Here is a 21,888-nt window from a genome sequence, read left to right as displayed (position 1 = left end):
GGCGGCCACCCTGGTGATGCCCCGTACGGCTGGTCACTCAACCGGAACGGCATCAGCACGATATCCCCGAGTGCCACTCTTGGGGAGACTTGGCGGCACTCAGTGCCATGGATGTGCGGTATACCTCGCGTGGCATCGGTGTGTGTACGGCAAGATGACCGCGTGACCGACCGAGACGCCGTCCCCCTCGATCCCGCCGCGATGCGCAAGCAGTACCGGGCCGAAGGCCTCGCCGAGTCCGAGCTGGCCGCCACTCCGGTGGCGCAGTTCGCGCACTGGTTCGAGCAGGCCGCGACCGAGGCCCATCTCTTCGAGCCGAACGCCATGGTCGTGTCGACGGCGGACGCCGAGGGCCGCCCCAGCGCGCGCACGGTGCTGCTGAAGCAGTTCGACGAGCAGGGCTTCGTCTTCTACACCAACTACGACTCCCGCAAGGCGCGCGAGCTGGCGGAGAACCCGTATGTCTCGCTGCTCTTCCCGTGGCATCCGATGGCCCGCCAGGTCATCGTCACCGGCGTCGCCCGCCGTACCGGCCGTGACGAGACCGCCGCGTACTTCCGCACCCGCCCGCACGGCTCGCAGCTCGGCGCGTGGGCCAGCGCCCAGTCCAGCGTGATCCCCTCGCGCGCCGAACTCGACGCCTCGTACGCCGAGTTGGAGTCCCGCTATCCTGAGGGCGAGCAGGTCCCGGTGCCGCCGAACTGGGGCGGCTTCCGGGTGGCGCCGCAGACGGTCGAGTTCTGGCAGGGCCGCGAGAACCGCCTCCACGACCGCCTCCGGTACGTGGCGGAACCGGACGGCGGCTGGCGGGTGGAGCGGCTCAGCCCCTGATCTCCCGGTCGAGGATCTCCGACCACTGGGCGATGACCCGGTCCCGGCGGCCCGTGTCGTCGGTCAGGAGGTTCGCGAGGCCCAGGCCCCGGGCCATGTCGAGCAGGCCCTGCACGGTCTCCCGTACGCCCGGCCGGGACTCGTCCGCGGCCAGCAGCTCGACCGCGATCCGGTGCGTCTCGCGGCCCACCCGGGCCTCCAGCTCGGTGACCCGCGGGCGCAGCTGTTCCTCGTTGGAGGCGGCCACCCACAGGTGCAGGGCGGCACGGAACAGGGGGCCGGTGTAGAGGTCGACGAGGGCGGAGATCACCGCCGGACGGTCGGCCGCCGCCGTGCCCTGCGGGAACAGCTCGCGGATGGCCGTGGAGCGTTCCTCGGCCACGTACTCGACGGCGGCCGTGAAGAGGTCCTCGCGGGTCGGGAAGTGGTGCTGGGCGGCGCCGCGGGAGACGCCGGCGCGTTCGGCGACGACGGAGACCGTGGAGCCCGCCCAGCCGCGTTCGGCGAGGCAGGCCACGGCGGCTTCCAGGAGCCGCTGCCGGGTGGCCCGGCTGCGGTCCTGCTTGGGGAGGCGCTCGACGCGTTCGTCGTCGGCGTCCGTGGTCACAGCACCCATGGTGGATCCCGTCGTTCCAGGAAGGCCGTCATCCCCTCGCGGGCCCGCGGGGAGGCGAACAGCCGGGCCGAGAGCGCGGTGAGGTGGGCCGCGTCCCGGTCGAATGACTCCAGCACCCTAGCCGTGAGCAGCGCTTTCGTCTCCGCCAGCCCCTCGGGTGCGGACCGCCGCAGCCCGTCCAGGACCGGTTCGAGTACGGCGTCCACGTCGTCCCCGGCCGCGGTGAGCAGCCCGATGCGGGCGGCCTCGGGGGCGTCGAAGCGCTCGCCGGTGAGGTAGTAGCGGGCGAGGGCGCGCGGGTCGGTGCGCGGGAGGAGCGGGAGGGAGATGACGGTGGGGGCGACTCCGATCCGTACCTCCGTGAAGGCGAAGGTGGCCGCGGTCGACGCGGCGGCGATGTCGCAGGCGGCCAGCAGGCCGAGGCCGCCCGCGCGGACGTGTCCGGTGACCCGGGCGACGACCGGCTTGGGCAACTCCACGATCTGGCGCAGGAGTTGGACCAGGCCGTCCGGGGGCGGCGGGTCGCGCAGGTCGGCGCCCGCGCAGAAGGTGTTGCCGGTGTGGGTGAGGACGATCGCGCGTACGTCCCCGTCCTTGGCGCAGTCCGCGAGCGCGTCGGCGAGTTCGCCCACCAGGGCGGCCGAGAGCGCGTTGCGGTTGGCCGGGGAGTCGAGGCTCAGGGTCTCGACTCCACGCGCGCGTGCCCGTCCGATCAACGTCACGTCCGCTCCCTGAGTTCCCGGCGCAGGATCTTGCCGGAGGCGGCCCGGGGGACGCCGTCGATGAAGGTGACCCGGCGGACGCGCTTGTAGGGGGCGACGCGCTCGGCGACGTACATCATGACCTCCCCCTCGGAGAGGTCGGTCGCGGTCGGCTGGCGGACCACGTACGCGTGCGGGACCTCGTTGTTGTCCTCGTTGTAGACGCCGATGACGGCCGCGTCGGCGATGCCCGGGTGGGTGAGGAGCAGTGCCTCCAGCTCCGCGGGGGCGACCTGGAAGCCCTTGTACTTGATGAGCTCCTTGACCCGGTCGACGACGAACAGCCAGCCGTCGGCGTCGACATGGCCGACGTCGCCGGTGTGCAGCCAGCCGTCGGGGTCGATCATCTGCGCGGTGGCGTCGGGGCGGCCGAGGTAGCCCTTCATGACCTGGGGTCCGCGGATGACGATCTCGCCGGACTCGTCGACGCCGAGGTCCTTGTCGGGGTCGTCGAGGGAGACGATCCGCATCTCGGTGCCTGCGATGAGCTTGCCGACGGTGCCGGGCGGGGCCTCGCTCATGGCGTCGAGGGGGACGACGTGGGTGCCGGGCGAGAGTTCGGTCATGCCGTAGGCCTGGCCGACGGGCGGCAGGCCGAGCCGCTCGGAGCAGGCGGCGGCGAGCTTCGCGTCCAGCGGGGCGGCGGCGCTGACGATGTGCGTCAGGGACGACAGGTCGTACTGGGCGACCAGCGGGTGCTTGGCGAGGGCCAGGACGATCGGCGGGGCCACGAACAGGCCGGTGATGCGGTGGTTCTGGATGGCCGCGAGGAAGGTCTCCAGCTCGAAGCGCGGCAGCACGACGACCGTGGCGCCCTGCCTGAGCGGTGCGTTCATCAGGGCCGTGAGGCCGTAGATGTGGAAGAAGGGCAGCACGGCGAGGATCCGGTCGCCGGGGTTGGCCGGCATGATCGGCGCGAGCTGGGCGAGGTTGGTGGCGATCTGCCGGTGCGTGAGCATCACGCCCTTGGGGATGCCGGTCGTCCCGGAGGAGTACGGCAGCGCGGCCACGTCTTCCACCGGGTCGATGTCGACGGCCGGTTCGGGCGCGGCGGAGGCCAGCATGTCGATCAGCGACCGGTGCCCCGGCGCGCTGTCGCAGACGAAGATCTCCTCGACGCCGCCCGCGATCTCGGCGGCCCGGCGGGCGGTCTCAAGGAGCGGCGACACGGTGACGATCCAGCGCGCCGCCGAGTCCCGCAGCTGCTTGCCGAACTCCTCGGCGGTCGCGAGCGGGTGCACGGTCGTGACGGACGCCCCCGCGCGCGTGGCCGCGTAGAACGCCGTGGGGAAGGCGATCGTGTTCGGGCTGTGCAGGGCGAGCACATCGCCCTTGCGGACGCCTGCCTCGGCGAGCGCGGCGGCGATCCGCCGGTGGAAACGGTCGAGTTGTTCGTACGAGAGTGTGGTGCCGTCGGTCCCGTCGATCAGGGCGGGCCGGTCACCGTACTCGGCGGCCCGGCCGAGGACCGCCTCGTGGATGGGGAGTTCTACGGGCGGAACGTCTGCGTACTCGCTGCGGAACATGGTTCCTCCAAGGCGGCGACGGGGCCTTCACGGCCACGGCCTAGTACGACTTGGGCAGGCCCAGGGTCTGGTGGGAGACGTAGTTGAGAATCATCTCCCGGCTCACCGGAGCAATACGAGCCACGCGCGCGGCCGTTATCAACCTGGCGAGCCCGAACTCGCGGGTGAGGCCGTTGCCGCCGAGGGTGTGCACGGCCTGGTCGACGGCCTTCACGCACGCCTCGCCCGCCGCGTACTTCGCCATGTTCGCGGCCTCACCCGCGCCGACGTCGTCCCCGGCGTCGTACAGCGCCGCCGCCTTCTGCATCATCAGGCGGGCGAGTTCGAGGTCGATGTGCGCCTGTGCGAGGGGGTGGGCGACGGCCTGGTGGGCGCCGATGGGGGCGTTCCAGACGGTCCGGTCACGGGCGTAGGTGATCGCCTGGGCGAGGGCGTAACGGCCCATGCCGATCGCGAAGGCGGCCGTCATGATGCGCTCGGGGTTGAGTCCGGCGAACAGCTGGAGGAGGCCTGCGTCCTCGTCCCCGACGAGCGCGTCCGCGGGCAGCCGTACGTCGTCCAGGGTCAGCTCGAACTGCTTCTCCGCGGCCTGCAGTTCCATGTCGATCTGCCGCCGCGAGAAGCCTTCGGCGTCGCGCGGGACGATGAACAGGCAGGGCTTGAGGCGGCCGGTGCGGGCGTCCTCGGTGCGGCCGACGATGAGGGTGGCGTCGGCTATGTCCACGCCGGAGATGAAGACCTTGCGGCCGGTGAGCAGCCAGTCGGTGCCGTCCTTGCGGGCGGTGGTGGTGATGCGGTGGCTGTTGGAGCCGGCGTCGGGTTCGGTGATGCCGAAGGCCATGGTGCGGGAGCCGTCGGCGAGGGCGGGCAGCCACTCCCGCTTCTGGGCGTCCGTGCCGAAGCGGGCGATCACCGTGCCGCAGATGGCCGGGGAGACGACCATCATGAGGAGGGGGCAGCCGGCGGCGCCCAACTCCTCCAGGACGATGGAGAGTTCGGAGATACCGCCGCCTCCTCCTCCGTACTGCTCGGGGAGGTTGACGCCGAGGTAGCCGAGTTTGGCCGCCTCGGCCCAGAGCGCCTCGCGGTCGAAGTCGCGGCCGTGGCGTTTGCCGAGGGCGGCGACGGCCGATCGCAGGGCCTTGTGCTCGTCCGTTTCCAACGTGGCGCTCACTGATCCTCCTGGGAAACCTCGACTACGGCCAGCAATGCGTTGACCTCGACCTGCTTGCCGAGCACGGCGTGCAGGGCCGTGAGCGTGCCTGTGGCCGGCGCAGTGATCCTGTGCTGCATCTTCATCGCCTCCAGCCAGAGGAGGGGCTCTCCGGCCTTCACGGCGGCTCCTACGGCCAGACCATCGGCCACCTTCACGACCGTTCCGGGCATCGGGGCCAGGAGGGAGCCCGGGGCGTGCTGTGCGGCCGGGTCCGGGAAGCGGGGCAGTGCCTTCAGGGCCGTCGCGTTCACGTACACCTCGTCGCCGCCGTACCGCGCCACCTCGAACTTCCGCTGTACGCCGTCCACTTCGAGTACGACGAGATCCGCGCCGGCGTGCACGACCCGCACCCCGTCCGCCTCCAGGCCGCCCGCGCGCGTGTGGCGGTAGTGGACCTCGTGTTCCTCGCCCGCCATCGCGTAGCGCCTGGTCTGCGGCTGGGAGGGCAGGTTGCGGAAGCCGCCGAAGCGGGAGCGGCCCGGGGCCTCGGAGAGGGCGGCGGCCAGGGGCGCGAGCGGGTCCGGGGTGGGCGTGGTCAGCGCGGCGAGGTGGCGGTCGTAGAAGCCGGTGTCCATGCGGCCGGCCGTGAACTCCGCGTGCCGCAGGGAGCGGACGAGGAGGTCGCGGTTGGTGGCCGGGCCGTGGACCGTCGCCCGTTCCAGGGCTCCCGCGAGCTTGCGCAGCGCCTCCGCGCGCGTGGGGGCGTGCGCGATCGCCTTCGCGAGCATCGGGTCGTAGTGGACGCCGATCTCGTCTCCGCCCTCGTAGCCCGTGTCCAGGCGGACGCCGGGGACGGTCAGCCGGTGCAGGGTGCCGGTCTGCGGGGCCCACTCGGCCGCCGGGTCCTCGGCGTACAGGCGGGCCTCGACGGCGTGGCCACGCGCGCGTGGCGGGCGTTCCTCCAGTGCGTGTCCCTCGGCGACGCGGATCTGCTCCGCCACCAGGTCGATGCCGAACACCGCCTCCGTCACGGGGTGTTCGACCTGGAGGCGGGTGTTCATCTCCAGGAAGTGCGCCCTGCCGCCCGGCGCGACGAGGAACTCGACGGTGCCCGCGCCGACGTACGAGACGGCGTGCGCGGCGCGCACGGCCAGCGCGCACAGCTCCTCCACGAGCCCCTCGGAGAGACCGGGCGCCGGCGCCTCCTCGATCACCTTCTGGTGGCGACGCTGGAGGGAGCAGTCGCGCGTGCCCAGCGCCCACACCGTGCCGTGCGCGTCCGCGAGCACCTGCACCTCGACGTGCCGGCCGCCCTCCACGTACGGCTCGACGAACACCTCCCCGTCCCCGAAGGCGCTCGCGGCCTCGGCGCGCGCGCCCTCCAGTGCGGCGCCCAGCTCCTCAAGGCGGCGCACGATCAGCATCCCGCGCCCCCCACCGCCCGCGGCCGCCTTCACCAGCACCGGAAGGTCGGAGTCGGTCACCTCCCCCAGGGGCGCGATCCCCATGAGCTCCTTGGCGCGCGTCTTGGACGCCATCGCCTCGATCGCCTCCGGCGGCGGCCCGATCCACACCAGTCCGGCGTCGATGACGGCGCGCGCGAAGTCGGCGTTCTCGGAGAGGAAGCCGTAGCCGGGGTGCACGGCGTCCGCGCCGGCGCTCACGGCCGCCTTCACCACCAGGTCGGCGCGGAGATACGTCTCCGCGGGCGCCGCGCCCGGCAGCCGTACGGCGGTGTCGGCCACGCGCGCGTGGAGCGCGTTCTCGTCGGCGTCCGAGTGCACCGCGACCGTCCGGATTCCCAACTCACGGCAGGTGCGGAAGATCCGGCAGGCGATCTCGCCCCGGTTGGCGACGAGGACTGAAGTGATCACTGGAAGGTTTCCTCACATCCGGAAGACGCCGAAGCCGCCGCGCGCACCCTCGTACGGCGCCGTGTGGATGGCGGACAGGCACAGGCCGAGAACGGTGCGGGTGTCGCGCGGGTCGATGACGCCGTCGTCGTACAGCCGCCCGGACAGGAACATCGGCAGCGACTCGGACTCGATCTGCTGCTCCACCATGGCGCGCAGCGCCGCGTCACCCTCTTCGTCGTACGGCTGTCCCTTGGCGGCGGCCGACTGGCGGGCGACGATCGAGAGCACGCCGGCGAGCTGCTGCGGGCCCATGACGGCCGACTTGGCGCTGGGCCAGGCGAACAGGAAGCGCGGGTCGTACGCCCGCCCGCACATGCCGTAGTGCCCGGCGCCGTAGGAGGCGCCCATGAGGACGGACAGGTGCGGGACCCTGCTGTTGCTGACCGCGTTGATCATCATCGCGCCGTGCTTGATGATGCCGCCCTGCTCGTACTCCTTGCCGACCATGTAGCCGGTGGTGTTGTGCAGGAAGAGCAGCGGGATGTCGCGCTGGTTGGCGAGCTGGATGAACTGGGCGGCTTTCTGCGACTCCTCGGAGAAGAGCACGCCTCGGGCGTTGGCGAGGATGCCGACCGGGTAGCCGTGCAGCGAGGCCCAGCCGGTGGCGAGGCTGCTGCCGTACAGGGGCTTGAACTCGTCGAAGTCCGAGGCGTCGACGATCCGGGCGATCACCTCGCGCGGATCGAAGGGGGTCTTGAGATCCCCCGGGACGATGCCCAGCAGCTCCTCGGCCGCGTACTTGGGCGGCTCGGCGAGGCCCGGATCGGCGTACGCCTTGCGGTGGTTGAGCCGGGCCACCACCCTGCGCGCCTGCCGCAGCGCGTCCCGCTCGTCCACGGCGAAGTAGTCGGCGAGCCCCGACACGCGCGCGTGCATCTCGGCGCCGCCCAGCGACTCGTCGTCGCTCTCCTCGCCGGTCGCCATCTTCACCAGCGGCGGACCGCCGAGGAAGACCTTCGCGCGCTCCTTGACCATGATCACGTGGTCGGACATGCCGGGGATGTACGCGCCGCCGGCGGTGGAGTTCCCGAAGACGACGGCGACGGTCGGGATGCCGGCGGCCGAAAGCCGCGTCAGATCCCGGAAGATGGCACCCCCGGGGATGAAGATCTCCTTCTGGGACGGCAGATCGGCGCCGCCCGACTCCACCAGGCTGATGCAGGGAAGGCGGTTGGCGAGCGCGATGTCGTTGGCCCGCAGAGCCTTCTTCAGCGACCAAGGATTGCTGGCGCCACCGCGCACGGTCGGGTCATTGGCGGTGATCAGGCACTCCACGCCCTCGACGACCCCGATGCCGGTGACCAGCGAGGCACCGACCGTGTACTCGCTCCCCCAGGCGGCGAGCGGCGACAGTTCGAGGAAGGGCGTGTCCGGGTCGAGGAGCAGCTCGATGCGCTCGCGTGCGAGCAGCTTCCCGCGCTTCCGGTGCCGTTGGACGTACTTCTCACCGCCCCCCGCGAGCGCCTTGGCGTGCTCGGCGTCCAGGTCGGCGAGCTTGCCGAGCATGGCCTCACGGTTGGCCCGGTAGTCCGGACCGGCCGTGTCCAGGCCCGAGTTGATGACCGTCACAGGAGGGCCTCCGGGATGTCCAGGTGGCGGGAGCGCAGCCATTCGCCGAGCGCCTTGGCCTGCGGATCGAAACGGTGCTGCGCGGCGACGCCCGCGCCGAGGATGCCCTCGACGACGAAGTTGAGCGCGCGCAGGTTCGGCAGGACGTGCCGGCTGACCGCCAAGTCACGTGTCTCCGGCAGGAGTTCACGGAACCGGTCGACGGTGAGGGTGTGCGCCAGCCAGCGCCACTCCTCGTCCGTACGCACCCACACCCCGACGTTGGCGTTCCCGCCCTTGTCGCCGCTGCGGGCACCGGCGAGGAGCCCGAGGGGGGCGCGGCGGACGGGCCCGTCCGGCAGGGGCGCCGGAGCCGGTGGTTCCGTCAGGTCTTCGAGTACGAGGGTGTCCTGGGGCGGCGCCACAGGGATCCGGCGGCCGTCGTGGAGGACGGCCACATGGTCGACGGCGCCATAGGGGACGTACACATCCTCGAAGACCCCATAGGGGGAGCCCTTTCCGGGTGGGGCGAGGACGTGGAAGCCCGGGTAGCTGGCGAGGGCGAGTTCGATCGCCGCGCCGCTCAGCACCCGCCCCACGGCCTCCTGCCGGGGATCCCGTACGACCAGGCGGAGCAGGGCGCTCGCGGTCTCCTCGGTGTCGGCGTCGGGCCGGTCGGTGCGGACGAGCTCCCACCGGGCCTCGGCGACCTTGCCGAGGGCCTCCGCCAACTGCCCCTTAACGAGTTCGGCCTTGGCCTCGATGCCGAGGCCGGTGAGGACGAAGACGACCTCGTTGCGGAAGCCGCCGAGGCGGTTGAGGCCGACCTTGAGGGTGGGCGGCGGAGCCTCGCCGCGCACCCCTTCGATGCGCACCCGGTCCGGCCCGTCCTTGGTGAGCCGTACGGTGTCCAGCCGGGCGGTGACGTCGGGTCCGGCGTACCGGGCGCCCCCGGTCTCGTACAACAGCTGCGCGGTCACCGTGCCGACGTCGACGAAACCACCGCTGCCGGGGTGTTTGGTGATGACGCAGCTGCCGTCCTCGTGCAGCTCGGCGAGGGGGAAGCCGGGCCGTCGGACGTCGTGTGAACCCTCGTCGAAGAACGCGTAGTTGCCGCCGGTGGCCTGTGTCCCGCACTCCAGCACATGCCCGGCGACGACGGCCCCGGCGAGCCGGTCGTGGTCCGTGGGCCGCCAGCCGAAGTGGGCCGCGGCGGGCCCGGTGACCAGCGCCGCGTCGGTCACCCGGCCGGTCACGACGACGTCCGCGCCACCCTTGAGGCACTCGGCGATCCCGAACCCGCCGAGGTAGGCGTGGGCGGCGAGGCTGTCGGGGTGCCGGTCCTTGAGGTCATCGCCTTCGACGTGGGCGACGCGGACCGGAATCCCCAGCCGGTCGGCCAACTGCCGTACGGCATCCGCCAGTCCGGCTGGATTGAGCCCACCGGCATTCGTCACGATCTTCACGGACCGCTCGTGGGCGAGCCCGAGGCACTCCTCCAACTGCCGCAGGAACGTGCGGGCGTACCCGGCGCCGGGGTCCTTGAGCCGGTCCCGGCCGAGGATCAGCATGGTCAGCTCGGCGAGGTAGTCGCCGGTCAGGACGTCCAGTTCACCGCCGGTGAGCATCTCGCGCATGGCGTCGAAACGGTCGCCGTAGAAGCCGGACGAGTTGCCGATACGGAGGGTGCGGAGGGTCACGCGGCACCCCCCTTGGGCGCGCGTCCGGCGCCGGGGGGTCCGGCGAAGGCCTGGGCGATGTCCAGCCAGCGGTCCGCGCCGGCGCCGACGGTTTCGAGGGCGAGGTCGGAGCGGTGGGCGCGCTGGGTGACGAGGAGGCAGAAGTCGAGGGCGGGGCCGGTCACGCGGTCGTCGGCGTCCTCGGGCCCGTACACCCACAACTCCCCGGACGGCGCGGTCAGTTCGACCCGGAACTCCTCGAAGGGTGTCGCCAGCCCGTGCACTCCGAAGGCGAAGTCGCGGGTGCGGACGCCGAGCCGGACGATGTGGCGGAGGCGGTCGGTGGGGGTACGGGTGACGCCGAGCGCGTCCGCGACGTCGCCGCCGTGGGCCCAGGTCTCCATCAGGCGGGCGGTGGCCATGGAGGCGGTCGCCATGGGCGGGCCGTACCAGGGGAAACGGGCGCCGTCGGGGGCGGCGCGGAGTGCGTCGAGGAGGGCCGTGCGCCCGGCGCGCCAGTCCGCGAGCAGCTGTTCCGGGGGCTTGGCCACGCCTTCCTCGGCGCCGTTGTCGACGAAGTCGCCGGGCTGGGCGAGCGCCTTCTCCACCTCGCGGGAGAAGGAGTTCTGATCGGTCATGGCGAGTACGGCGTGGTGGTCCGTCCAGGCGAGGTGCGCGATCTGGTGGGCGACGGTCCAGCCGGCCGCGGGGGTGGGGAGCGCCCACTGCTCCGGGCTCAACTCGGCCACGAGGGCGTCGAGTTCCTCGCCCTCCACGCGGAGATCGTCGATCACGGGCGTCGGGTCTGCCATGGGGCGAGCATGGCAGCGCGACCGGAAACAAGCAAGCGTGCTTGCATTTTTCTTCCCCCGAAGCCGGAAGAAATTGGAATAGACCGGAAGGTACAAGTCCCGTCGAGGCGAGTGACTTAGGGCACATCGACTTCCCCTAATGCGCAATAACAGATCACCCGAAATCAGCAAAGCCGCAGGTCAAATGCAAGATCACTCCAGATCACTCCAACCGGAAGAGACCCCGCTCCCGTTTTTCCCAGTCGTAACAATTCCCGTCTTGCGACCATCGCAATGCCGGGTGTTTTCTATGGAAGCGCTTTACCGCTCCACCTGATCTTGTCATGGGCACGACACTTCACACGGAAGAGACCCCCCACATGTCCCAGACGAAGACCACCGCGCCACCGGCGACCGAGGAGGGGAGCGGCCTCGGCGTGCGCCATGCGCTCGTCATCCTCTCCCTCCTCTGGGCGGTCGCGCTGATGCCGATCGTCAGCATGCTGTCCGGCAACTCCCAGTCGCTGATCGCGATCCACTTCCACACCACCCAGATCGCCTGGTTCACCCTCAGCACCGCGCTCGTCGGAACCTTCGCCACGCCCTTCGTCATGAAGGCCGCCGCGATGTACGGCAAGAAGCGGGTCATGGTCGTCATCGCCGTGTTCGGCCTGGCCGGCGACCTGCTCGCCGCGCTCGCGACCAACTACGAGACCCTCCTCATCGGCCGGAGCGTCGCCGGGATCTACGGCCCCGCCGCGCCGCTGGCCTACTCGATGGCCCGCGACGTGTTCCCCCGCCGGCTGGTCGGACCCGCCAGCGGGTTCCTCGGCGGCAGTGTCGGCCTCGTCGGTCTCGGCGGGCCGTTCCTGTCGGGGTGGGTCATCGACAACCACGGCTTCCGAGGCGCGCTGTGGTTCATGGTGATCTCCACGGTGGTGTGTCTGGCGCTGGTGCTCGCCTTCGTGCCGGAGAGCCCCGTACGCCAGGAACGCACCCGCATGGACTGGCTCGGCGGGCTCCTGCTGGGCGGCGGCCTCACCGCGATCGTCTACGGCATCGGCGAGGGCACCGCCTGGGGCTGGACCAGCGCAAAACTCCTCTCCTACCTGGGACTTGGACTGCTCGCGCTGATCGTCTTCCTGGTCGTGGAGAGCCGCGTCGCACACCCGCTCCTCCCCCTGTCGATACTGGCCCGGCGCCCGGTGTGGACCGTCCTGCTGGCCACAGCCGTGGCCTCGGGAGCGATCCTGGCCTCCGGCCTGCTCACCCAACTCCTCGCGCTCATGCCGAAGATCCCGCACGTCTCCGGCGGTCTGGGCTGGTCGGCGACAAAGAACGCCCTGGTCCTCGCTCCGATGAGCCTGACCACCATCCTGATGGCCACCGCGGCCGGAGCGCTCGCGCGGAAGATCGACACGCGCGTCCTGCTGGGCCTCGGCAGCGTCCTCACCGCCGTGGGCTTCGGTCTGGGTTCCCAAATCCACGAGACCGCGGCCCAGTTCGCGATCTGGGGTCTGATCGTCGGTCCCGGCGTGGGGCTGGTGATGGCCATCACGCCGATCATGATCATCGGGACCGTGGCCCCGGAGGAACAGGCCCTCGCCAACGGCACGCAGTTCCTGATCCAGGGGGTCGCCCAAGGCGTCTTCGTCCAGCTGTTGTTCGTGGTCATGGCCAGGAACGGCACGGTGGTGCAGGGCACCCAGTTCTATCTCGACTCCGGCTTCACCAACGGGCTGTGGCTCATTTCCGGGCTGTGCGCGGCGGGCGCCCTGCTCGTGCCCCTGACGCCACGGGTGAAGCGGATCGACGACACGCTCGTGGGGCAGGCGGTGGCCTGACCGGCGGTATCTCTCTCCACAATTGTCAGATCTCTGTGCAGTTGATCGGCTACCGTCGGTGATGGGAGGTGGTCTGCATGCACATTCGTGAGCTTGATCCGAGTGCGTCGCCGTTGGATTACTACGGCAATGAGTTGCGGCGAGCGAGAGAGACCTCGGGGTTCACTCAGCGGGGGCTGGGCAAGGTGGTGTTCTGCACGGGGTCGCTGATCGGGCAGATCGAGACGGCGACGAAGGTGCCACAGCGGGAGTTCTCGGAGCGCGTGGATGTGGCACTGGGGACGGACGGCACGTTTTCGAGGCTCGTCGGACTGGTTCTGCGGAGCCAGTTGCCGAGCTGGTTCCAGCCGTTTGCGGAGCTGGAGGCACGCGCGACGAATATCGCCACGTTCCAGACCCAGGTGGTGTACGGCCTGCTCCAGACACCGGAGTATGCGCGAGCGGTACTGGAAGCGGGCTGGGCGGACAATCTCGACGATCAGGTTGCCGCACGAATGGACAGGCAGCGCATCTTCAACAGGGAGAAGCCGCCGTTGACATGGGTGATCCTGGACGAGGTGGTGCTACACAGGCCGTTCGGAGGCCGGGAGGTCATGCGGCAGCAGCTCACCCACCTGTTGAGCCTCTACAACCGGCGGGAGCTCCGCGTGCAGGTGTTGCCCCTCGGAGTCGGCCAACACCCGGCTACGGCTGGCTCGTTCACCATCCTGCGCTTCAACGACGACCCCGACATCACGTACTCCGAGAACTACGACAAGGGGTACATGACCGCCAACCCGGACGTCGTCATGGACTGTTCGCATCGTTACGATCATCTGCAGGCCGCGGCCCTCTCCCTTGAGGACTCGGCAGCGCTGATCGCCCGCGTACGGGAGGAACGGTATGCAGAACAGCCAGCACCTGATCGGAGCGCGGTGGCGTAAGTCTTCGTACAGCGGGGGCACCGGAGGCGAATGCGTCGAGTGTGCCCCCCTCGGCTCCGCCGCCTGGCTCAAGTCGTCGTACAGCGGCGACACCGGAGGTGAATGCATCGAGGTCGCCGACCTCACCCCCCACATAGCCGTCCGCGACTCCAAGAACCCGACGGCCGGTGTGCTCACCCTCTCCCCCGGCGCCTTCTCCGCCTTCGTTCTGGCCTCGGCGGGGAACAACCTCGCCTGAGGTGGGTCAGGGGAGCGGATCCGGCGTCACTTGCCAGATGCTGACCAGACGAAGAAGCCGCCCGCCACGAACGCATGCTTGGCTCCCTCGTCCGCACTCCGCCAGGCCGCTCCGTGTAGGTGAGGTGCCTCAGCGGTCCGCACCCGCCGCCACGGTCTCCTCGTCGGGCACGTACTCCCAGTGCCAGGTCACGCCGCGTGTACCGCCCGTGCCGCGTCCCGGTAGATGGCCGCGGCGTGGGCCAAGTGCTCTCGTGCCTCTTCGGGCACGGTCGCGACCTGCGCCAGGTACTCGGCCCTGTGGTACGCCCTCGCCGTCTCCGGATAGCGCTCGATCTCCAGCAGGGCCGCCCAGTGGGCCAAGTAGGCATGGACCGGAGCGAGTGAACCGTGCTCGACCGCTTCCGCGAGAGCCTGGTCCTTGGCCTGGTCGTAGACGGCCAGGAGCTGCGGAGCCACGACGGCACACGCAGCTCGCAGTGCCCCGGGAGTGCGCTCCGGGCACGGGATCAGCGGCCCGTCGGCCGACGGCTCGGTGTGCTGCACGCTCATGAGCCCGACTCTTGCCCCACGGAGTCACGGTCGTGCCCGGAAAATCCCGCGCGCCCCCCGCCACCCCCGAAGTACCGTCACCCGGTGCTTGATGACGACGGTTACTTCGGAGAGTCGGTTGCCGCGGGGTACGACGAGTCGACCGCGGACATGTTCGCGTCGGGTGTGGTCGGGCCGGCCGTGGATGTGCTGGAAGAGTTGGCCGGGGGCGGGCGGGCCCTCGAACTGGGGATCGGGACCGGGCGTATCGCGTTGCCGTTGGCCGAGCGGGGCGTCGAGGTGCACGGCATCGAGTTGTCCCGCGCGATGGTGGAGCGGATGCGGGCCAAACCGGGCGGGGACGCGATCGGCGTGACCATCGGGGACTTCAGCACGACCAAAATCGAGGTCGAAGGGGGATTCTCCCTGGCCTATCTCGTCTTCAACACGATCACGAATCTGACCTCGCAGGACGCCCAGGTCGAGTGCTTCCGCAATGTCGCCGCGCATCTGGAGCCCGGCGGACACTTCGTCGTCGAGGTCGGTGTCCCCGATCTGCGACGCCTGCCGCCCGGGCAGAACGCCGTGCCGTTCCGGGTCGGTGACGGGCGGCTGGGGTTCGACCTGTACGACGACCTGGCGACTCAGTCGATGAGCTCGCATCACGTGAGGGTCGACGGGGACGGGAATGGGTCGTATTTCGCCATGCCCTTCCGGTACGTATGGCCCTCGGAGCTCGACCTCATGGCCCGGCTGGCCGGGATGCGGCTGCGCGAGCGGTGGGACGGGTGGACCCGGGAGCCCTTCACCGGCGAGAGCCGGCAGCACGTGTCGGTGTGGGAGAAGGTCGCCGGCTGAGGCGGGCCGGACCCACCCCGGCCGTCAGGCCTCCGGCGCTACCGGTGTCACCGGTGTCACCGGGGCCGGAGGCGTACCGGCCTTGCCCCGGCCCACCTGTGTCCGCACCGCGCCCATGCTCGCCGCGATGACCAGGGCAATCGCCGCCGCCTGCACCAGGCTGAGGGACTGGCCCAGGATGAGGAAGCCGGCCGTGGCCGCGAGGGCCGGTTCCAGGCTCATCATGATCGCGAAGGTGGACGCGGGCAGGCGGCGCAGGGCGAGGAGTTCGAGGGTGTAGGGCAGGACCGAGGACATCACCGCCACCGCCGAGCCGAGGGCGATCGTGGTCGGGTCGGTGAGCTTCGTACCGGATTCCGCGATGCCCAGCGGGAGCATCAGCAGCGCCCCGACCGCCATGGCGAGGGCCAGTCCGTCGGCCTGCGGGAAGCGGCGGCCCGTACGCGCGCTGAAGACGATGTACGCCGCCCACATCGCCCCCGCACTCAGCGCGAACGCGGCCCCGACGAGGTCGAGGTCACCGAAGCCACCGCCGCCGAGCAGGAAGACGCCGGCCAGGGCGAGCCCGGCCCACACGACGTTGACCAGGCGGCGGGAGGCGAGGACCGAGAGCGCGAGCGGGCCGAGGACTTCGAGGGTGACGGCCGCGCCGAGCGGGATACGGGCGACCGACTGGTAGAACAGCCCGTTCATCGCGCCCATGGTCACACCGAAGGCGATCACCGTGCCCCAGTCGGAACGCGAGTGGCCGCGCAGGCGCGGGCGGCAGAACAGGAGCAGCACCACGGCCGCCGCGGCGAGGCGCAGGGTCACGACGCCCAGCGCGCCGGCCCGCGGCATCAGGTTCACCGCGAGCGCCGCGCCGAACTGCACCGAGACACCGCCCGCCAGCACCAGGCCGACCGGGCCGAGGGAGGTGCGGGGGCCGGGGGCGGCGTGGGCATGCGTCGCTACGGATGGGGTGGTGGTGCCGGGCGTGGTCACGGGCGGTCCAGGTACTCGGGGCTCGTTCATCGTGGTGCACTGTCGAGTCCAGGGTAATGACCTGGGTCAGGCACGTAAACCCGTTATGCAACTGTCCTGGAGTGTGAGACGCCTCAGATGCCGGGCCAGGGCTCCTCGTCACGGAAGAGGGGGCGGCCGTCGGGAAGGGTGGTGGGGACGGTCGTCACCGGTGCGGGGGCCTGCTGGGCATAGGCGTACTGATCGTGGCCGTCGTGGCCGTACTGCTGGTACGCCTCGTAGGTGTACGACGGTGTCTGGCCGGCCCCGTACGACTCGTACCCCTCGTACGCGTAAACCGGCTGCGGCGCCGGCTGTTCCACGAACAGCGGCATCCGCAGCTCGCCCGTGTCCATCACCGCGCTGTTCTGCGAGCGGTGCAGCCGGGCGTACGCCCCACCCCTCGCGAGCAGTTCCTCGTGGCGGCCCGTCTCCACGATCCGGCCGCGGTCGACGACCAGGATGCGGTCGGCGTCGGGGGCGAGGTTGAGGTCGTGGGTGATCATGATGGTCGTGCGGCCGGTCATCAGGCGGCGCAGGGGTTTCACGACCCGGCGGGCGGCCATCGCGTCGAGGCCGGTGGTCGGTTCGTCGAGGACGAGGACGGGGGCGTCGCGCAGGATCGCGCGGGCGATGGCGAGGCGCTGGAGCTGACCGCCGGACAGGCGGGCGGAGTTGGGGTCGACCCGGGTGTCGTAACCCTCGGGCAGTCGCACGATGAAGTCGTGCGCGTCGGCCGCCCGCGCCGCCTCCTCGATGGCCTGGTCGCTGGCGCCGGGGCGGCCGCAGGCGATGTTGGCGCGGACGGTGTCGTGCAGGACGAGGGTCTCCTGCGGGAGCAGGGTGACGTACTCGCGCAGGCGGGCGAGGGGGAAGTCGCGCAGGGGGACGCCGTCGAGGAAGACCTCGCCCGCGTCGGGGTCGTAGAAGCGGAGGAGGAGCTTGGAGACGGTGGACTTGCCGGCGCCGCTCGGGCCGGTGACGATCACCAGCTCGCCGGGGTTGACCGTGAAGGAGAGGTTCTGGAGGGCCGTGGTGTCGGCGCCGGGGTAGGCGAAGGTGACGCCGCGCAGTTCGACCGTGCCGTCGGGGCGGCCGGTCTCGGTGCCGTGGCGGGGGTCGGTGACGGACGGTTCGACGTCCAGGATCTCGATGAGGCGCTCGGCGCCCGCGGTCGCCGCGGTGACCGTGAGGCCCAGCTGGGCGAGGCCGCGGACCGGCGGGTAGAGGTAGCCGAGGAAGGCGGCGAAGGCGAGGAGCTGGCCGAGGGTCATGCGGCCGGTGGAGATCTCCCAGGCGCCGATGCCGATGACCGCGAGGACGCAGACCGTCTCGATGACGGCCACGAGCTGCTCGTACGCCTCGTTGAGGCGGGTGGAGCGGACGGAGGCGCGGAACCAGGCGGTCGCCTCCTCGTGCAGCCGCCGGCGTTCGGCGTCCCGGCGGTCGTACGCCTGGGTCAGCACGATGTTGCCGAGGGACTCCTCGACGACGGAGGTGATCGCGCCGTCGGCGACGCGGCCCTCGCGGGAGACGTCCTTGATGGAGCCGGAGAAACGGCGGGCCGCGAGCCAGAAGAGAGGGGCGAGGACGAAGGTGGCGGCGGCGAGGTCCCAGCGCAGCCAGAAGGCGGCGGCCGCGTAGAAGAGGGCGGAGAAGGCTGCCGAGGCCGCACCGACCAGTCCCGACACGACCATCGTCTCGATCGCGTCGACGTCACTGGTCAAGCGGGACAACAGGTCGCCCTGGCGGTGGCGTTGGAAGAAGTGCGGGGGCAACTGCTGCACGTGGTCGAAGACATGCTCGCGCAGTCGCATGACGAAGCGTTCGGTGATCCACGCGGCCAGCGAGTTGCCGGCGTACGCGACGATCGCGCCGAGGACGGCGACGCCCAGCCACTTCACTGCCGGGCCCCAGAACGCGGCCAGGGACCCCTTCTGCAGGGCGTTGTCCGTGAGGTCGCTGAAGACGAGGATGGCCTCGGTCTCGGCGAGCGCGGCGACGACCGTGCACAGCCAGACGAGGATCAGCCAGCGACGCAGGCCTCTGGTCAGCGGCCAGAAACGACGGAAGGCTGTGCGGGCGGGAATGGTGGGGGTGAAGTCTTCTTCCTCGTATTCAACCTCCTCATCGTCTTCATAATTCCTGCTCATTTCGCATTCCCCTCCCTTTCCCCCGGAAATCGGAAAGGGGGCCGACGGTGCACCATCGACCCCTTTCTTCAAGTATGAATCAGCCGGATCAGCTGGTTCAGCTGTCCTGGCCGGGCAGCGGCTTGGGCGCCGGCTTCGGGTGGTGCTTCTTCTTGGGCTTCGGCGGGGGCGGGGGCGGCAGCTGCTTGTTCTTGGGCTTCGGGGGCAGCGGGGCGAGCTTCTTGAGGCTCATTTCCGACTCCTTGTTTCGCGCTGTTCTTGTGATGCCATTCGCTGAATTCCGCGTCCGGAACCCGACATCGAAGAACCTACACGGCGCGGAACTCAAGGGACAGCAAAGTCGACGAGAGAACGGCAAACAAGCGCTGTGAATACCTAGGTGAATCCTGAGAGAGGGCGCCGAACCTGAGAGTCCCCTTATGAACCTGAGAGCAACCTTATGAACGGCCGTCCCCCGGTCCTTCCTCCAGCCCGTCCGCCAGTACCTCCGCCAGGTGTCTGCCCCGGACACCGGCCAGTTGTCGCAGTTGGGTGCGGCAGGAGAAGCCGTCGGCCAGGACTGTTGTGCCTGCCGGGGCTTCTCGCACCGCCGGGAGCAGTTGGTCCTCCGCGCAGGTCTTCGACACCTCGAAGTGGCCTTTTTCGAAGCCGAAGTTGCCTGCCAGACCGCAGCAGCCGCCCGCCAGGTCGCCGGTCAGGCCTGCCGCCTCGCGCAGACGGCGGTCAGGGGCGTCGCCCAGGACCGCGTGCTGGTGGCAGTGGGTCTGGCCGGTGATCGGGCGGTTCAGGGCGGGTGGGGTCCAGTCGGGGGCCAGGCGCTCCAGGGCCTCCGCGAAGGTCATGACCGAGGCCGCCAGGCGGGCCGCGCGCGGGTCGTCGTGAAGGAGTTCGGGGAGGTCGGTGCGGAGGGCCGCCGCGCAACTCGGTTCCAGGACGACGAAGGGGAGGGTCGCCGCTTCGGCCAGATCCGGGTCGAGCAGCACTCCGAACTGGTCCAGCGTCCGCTTCAACACCTCCCGGGCGCGGTCGAGTTGGCCGGTCGAGATGTACGTCAGGCCGCAGCAGACCCGGTGGCGGCGGGCCGGCCGGAGGCTGGGCGTGAACGACGTGCTGCCGTCATCCTCCCGTACTTCCTTCACCCGCCTGGGCAGCGTCGGCAACGGGACCGGCACGAGTCCGGCCGCGTCCAGCACGCGCACGGCCGCCTTGCCCACCTCCGGGGAGAGGTGCTCGGTGAAGGTGTCCGGCCAGATGAAGACGTGCTTGGGCAGGCCTTCATCGTCATCATCGTCATCGTCATTCTCATCTTCGACCTCGGCCTCGGCTTGGGCTTCGGCTTCGGCCTCGGCTTCCACTTCCTCCTCGGTCTCCTCTTCTTCGGTCTCCTCGAACTCCAGCCCCCTCTCCCGGATCATCCGCAGCATCCGCTCTCTCGCCCAGCGGCCGTACCACTGCGTGAACCTCTCCTCCGCCACCCGCGGGATGTCCCGCTCGGGCGCGATCCCCCCGATCCGTTTCGCGAGCGCCGCCAACGGGCCGATCGAGGCGAGCGCGTTGACCAGCCGTGCCGTGCGGGTGCGGGCCACCCAGTTCAGCCATACCGGCAGTCGGCCCATGCTGTAGTGCGCGGCCGGGCGGCGGCGGCCCTCGTAGTGGTGGTGCAGGAACTCCGCCTTGTACGTGGCCATGTCGACCCCGACCGGGCAGTCGGTACGGCAGCCCTTGCAGGACAGGCACAGGTCCAGCGCGTCCCGTACCTCCGTCGAACGCCAGCCGTCGGTGACCACCTCGCCCGCGAGCATCTCGTGCAGCAGCCGGGCACGCCCGCGCGTGGAGTGCTCCTCCTCGCCGGTCGCCCGGAAGGACGGGCACATGACGGATGCCCCGGGGGCCGATGTCGTACGGCATTTGGCGACGCCGACACACCGCCGGACCGCCGCCGAGAAGTCACCGCCGTCGGACGGGTAGCCGAAGGCCACGTCGACCGGCTTGCCGGGCAGGACCGAGAAGCGGAGGTTCGCGTCCAGGGGGGACGGGTGGACCAGCATGCCGGGGTTGAGGAGGTCGTCCGGGTCCCAGACGGCCTTCGCGCGCTCGAAGAGGGCGACCATGTCCGTGCCGTACATCTTCGGCAGCAGTTCGGCCCTGGCCTGTCCGTCCCCGTGTTCGCCGGAGAGCGAGCCGCCGTGGGCCACGACCACCTCGGCCAGTTCCTCCGAGAAGCGGCGGAAGCGGGCGATGCCCGGCTCGGTGAGCAGGTCGAAGTCGATACGGACGTGGATGCAGCCGTCCCCGAAGTGGCCGTACGGCGTGCCTCGTAGCTGGTGGCTGGTCAGCAGCGCGCGGAAGTCCCGTAGATACGCGCCCAGTCGGGGCGGCGGCACCGCGCAGTCCTCCCAGCCCGGCCAGGCCTCGCTGCCGTCCGGCATGCGTGTCGCCGTACCGCTCGCGTCCTCCCGGACACGCCACAGTGCCCGCTGGTCGGCGGGGTCGGTGACGATCAGGGAGTCGACGACGTCGGCGGCACGGGCGATCGTCTCCGCACGCGCGCGTGCCTCGTCCGGGGTGTCGCCGCCCGTCTCCACGAAGAGCCAGGCCCCGCCGCGGGGCAGTCCGGTCGCCTCGGCCGGCGGGACCAGGTCCGCCGCCATGCCCTCCACCGTGAGCGGGCCGTACGGCAGCAGGCCCGCCGCCGCCTCGGCCGCCGCGCTCTCGTCGGCGTACCCGAGCACGGCGAGCGCACGCGCGCGGGGCGACTCGACCAGTCGTACGACCGCTTCGGTCAGCACGCCCAGCGTGCCCTCGCTGCCGCAGAAGGAGCGGGCCACGTCGGTGCCCTTCTCGGGGAGCAGGGCGTCCAGGGCATAGCCGGAGATACGGCGGGGCAGGTCCGGGAAGCCGGTGCGCAGGCGGGCCAAGTCCCCGTCCACCAAGGCCCGGAGGCCGTCCGGGGCGCCTTGCCAACCCTGGCCGGGGCGTAGGCGCTGCCCGCGCGCGGTGAGCACCTCCAGCTCGATCACGCTGTCCGCCGTGGTCCCCCAGGCGACCGAGTGGGAGCCGCAGGAGTTGTTGCCGATCATGCCGCCGAGCGTGCAGCGGCTGTGCGTGGAGGGGTCGGGGCCGAAGCGCAGGCCGTGCGGGGCGGCGGCCTCCTGGAGGCGGTCCAGCACCAGGCCGGGCTGGACCACGGCGGTGCGGGCGGCCGGGTCGAGGGAGACCAGGCGGTTCATGTGGCGGGTGAAGTCCAGGACGACGCCGGTGCCGGTGGCCTGGCCGGCGATCGACGTGCCGCCGCCGCGCGCCACGACCGGCACGGCGTGCTCGCGGCACACCGCCAGTACGGCCGCCACGTCCTCGGTGTCGCGGGGGGCCACGACTCCCAGCGGGACCCGCCGGTAGTTCGACGCGTCCATGGTGACCAGCGCCCGGTCGGTGACGCCGAAACCGACCTCACCCCGGACGACCCTCCGCAGCTCCCGCTCCAGATCCGTCATGCTCCCAGCATGCATCCCGCCA

At 70.8% G+C, this 21,888-nt stretch carries 18 protein-coding genes; 5 read left to right on the top strand and 13 right to left on the bottom strand.

From position 1 onward, the window contains the following. The first annotated feature begins 162 nt into the window (after positions 1-162). Positions 163-831, top strand: coding sequence for a pyridoxamine 5'-phosphate oxidase (gene pdxH, locus MQP27_RS14255; protein ID WP_242765438.1), 669 nt, complete (start codon positions 163-165; stop codon positions 829-831). Here the strand turns inward: pdxH and MQP27_RS14250 are convergent. From MQP27_RS14250 to MQP27_RS14215, 8 genes are read right to left on the bottom strand one after another with little or no spacing between them, the layout of a single operon-like run. Beyond that, complete coding sequence (locus MQP27_RS14250; RefSeq protein WP_242765437.1) at positions 821-1,447, bottom strand: TetR/AcrR family transcriptional regulator; 627 nt, start codon at positions 1,445-1,447, stop codon at positions 821-823. The genes pdxH and MQP27_RS14250 overlap by 11 nt on opposite strands. Further along, positions 1,435-2,169 carry an enoyl-CoA hydratase family protein gene (locus tag MQP27_RS14245; protein ID WP_242765436.1) on the bottom strand — a complete coding sequence of 245 codons (735 nt, stop codon included), beginning with the start codon at positions 2,167-2,169 and terminating at the stop codon, positions 1,435-1,437. The genes MQP27_RS14250 and MQP27_RS14245 overlap by 13 nt, the downstream gene beginning before the upstream one ends. Beyond that, entirely contained in the window at positions 2,166-3,734 is a 1,569-nt protein-coding gene (locus MQP27_RS14240) for a 4-coumarate--CoA ligase family protein (protein ID WP_242765435.1), read from the bottom strand. The genes MQP27_RS14245 and MQP27_RS14240 overlap by 4 nt, the downstream gene beginning before the upstream one ends. 40 nt (positions 3,735-3,774) lie before the next feature. Continuing rightward, the gene (locus MQP27_RS14235) at positions 3,775-4,908 is read right to left on the bottom strand and encodes an acyl-CoA dehydrogenase family protein (protein WP_242765434.1); all 1,134 of its coding nucleotides are present in this window, start codon (positions 4,906-4,908) and stop codon (positions 3,775-3,777) included. Continuing rightward, the gene (locus MQP27_RS14230; protein ID WP_242765433.1) at positions 4,905-6,764 is read right to left on the bottom strand and encodes an acetyl/propionyl/methylcrotonyl-CoA carboxylase subunit alpha; all 1,860 of its coding nucleotides are present in this window, start codon (positions 6,762-6,764) and stop codon (positions 4,905-4,907) included. Before MQP27_RS14230 ends, MQP27_RS14235 begins: the two co-directional genes overlap by 4 nt. A gap of 12 nt (positions 6,765-6,776) precedes the next feature. Next, positions 6,777-8,417, bottom strand: coding sequence for an acyl-CoA carboxylase subunit beta (locus tag MQP27_RS14225; RefSeq protein ID WP_278196064.1), 1,641 nt, complete (start codon positions 8,415-8,417; stop codon positions 6,777-6,779). After that, a complete protein-coding gene (locus tag MQP27_RS14220; RefSeq protein ID WP_308289932.1) occupies positions 8,372-10,054 on the bottom strand; it encodes an acyclic terpene utilization AtuA family protein in 1,683 nt (560 codons plus the stop codon). Before MQP27_RS14220 ends, MQP27_RS14225 begins: the two co-directional genes overlap by 46 nt. Beyond that, a complete protein-coding gene (locus MQP27_RS14215) occupies positions 10,051-10,845 on the bottom strand; it encodes a TIGR03084 family metal-binding protein (protein WP_242765431.1) in 795 nt (264 codons plus the stop codon). Before MQP27_RS14215 ends, MQP27_RS14220 begins: the two co-directional genes overlap by 4 nt. Positions 10,846-11,204: 359 nt before the next feature. On the opposite strand from MQP27_RS14215, the gene MQP27_RS14210 reads away from it, so the two are divergent. From MQP27_RS14210 to MQP27_RS14200, 3 genes are all read left to right on the top strand, one after another. Further along, positions 11,205-12,668, top strand: a complete 1,464-nt coding sequence (locus MQP27_RS14210) for an MFS transporter (RefSeq protein WP_242765430.1) — start codon at positions 11,205-11,207, stop codon at positions 12,666-12,668. A gap of 77 nt (positions 12,669-12,745) precedes the next feature. After that, on the top strand, positions 12,746-13,591 hold the full coding sequence (locus MQP27_RS14205; RefSeq protein WP_242765429.1) for a helix-turn-helix domain-containing protein: 846 nt from the start codon (positions 12,746-12,748) through the stop codon (positions 13,589-13,591). Further along, positions 13,551-13,829: a DUF397 domain-containing protein gene (locus MQP27_RS14200; RefSeq protein ID WP_242765428.1), complete on the top strand. Its 279-nt coding sequence runs from the start codon at positions 13,551-13,553 to the stop codon at positions 13,827-13,829. Before MQP27_RS14205 ends, MQP27_RS14200 begins: the two co-directional genes overlap by 41 nt. Positions 13,830-14,017: 188 nt before the next feature. Here the strand turns inward: MQP27_RS14200 and MQP27_RS14195 are convergent, their stop codons facing one another. Further along, positions 14,018-14,380, bottom strand: coding sequence for a DUF6247 family protein (locus tag MQP27_RS14195; protein ID WP_242765427.1), 363 nt, complete (start codon positions 14,378-14,380; stop codon positions 14,018-14,020). Positions 14,381-14,464: 84 nt separating this feature from the next. Between MQP27_RS14195 and MQP27_RS14190 the strand changes: the two genes are divergently transcribed. Further along, positions 14,465-15,217 carry a class I SAM-dependent DNA methyltransferase gene (locus MQP27_RS14190; protein ID WP_242765426.1) on the top strand — a complete coding sequence of 251 codons (753 nt, stop codon included), beginning with the start codon at positions 14,465-14,467 and terminating at the stop codon, positions 15,215-15,217. Between the two features lie 24 nt (positions 15,218-15,241). Here MQP27_RS14190 and MQP27_RS14185 read toward each other — a convergent pair whose 3' ends face one another. The 4 genes from MQP27_RS14185 to MQP27_RS14175 form a co-directional block, all read right to left on the bottom strand. Then, positions 15,242-16,231, bottom strand: a complete 990-nt coding sequence (locus tag MQP27_RS14185; protein ID WP_242765425.1) for an EamA family transporter — start codon at positions 16,229-16,231, stop codon at positions 15,242-15,244. Between the two features lie 83 nt (positions 16,232-16,314). After that, positions 16,315-18,372 (bottom strand): ABC transporter ATP-binding protein, encoded by a 2,058-nt coding sequence (locus tag MQP27_RS14180; protein ID WP_242765424.1) that lies wholly within the window; start codon positions 18,370-18,372, stop codon positions 16,315-16,317. A gap of 97 nt (positions 18,373-18,469) precedes the next feature. Then, positions 18,470-18,604 carry a hypothetical protein gene (locus MQP27_RS50945; RefSeq protein WP_278196063.1) on the bottom strand — a complete coding sequence of 45 codons (135 nt, stop codon included), beginning with the start codon at positions 18,602-18,604 and terminating at the stop codon, positions 18,470-18,472. Positions 18,605-18,809: 205 nt separating this feature from the next. Continuing rightward, entirely contained in the window at positions 18,810-21,866 is a 3,057-nt protein-coding gene (locus MQP27_RS14175; protein ID WP_242765423.1) for an FAD-binding and (Fe-S)-binding domain-containing protein, read from the bottom strand. Positions 21,867-21,888 lie beyond the last annotated feature (22 nt).

Source organism: Streptomyces cylindrosporus, from assembly GCF_022698165.1.
Classification (GTDB): Bacteria; Actinomycetota; Actinomycetes; order Streptomycetales; family Streptomycetaceae; genus Streptomyces; species Streptomyces cylindrosporus.
The sequence above is the reverse complement of the archived record's forward strand: the minus strand, read 5'-3'. Positions and strand labels throughout refer to the sequence as shown.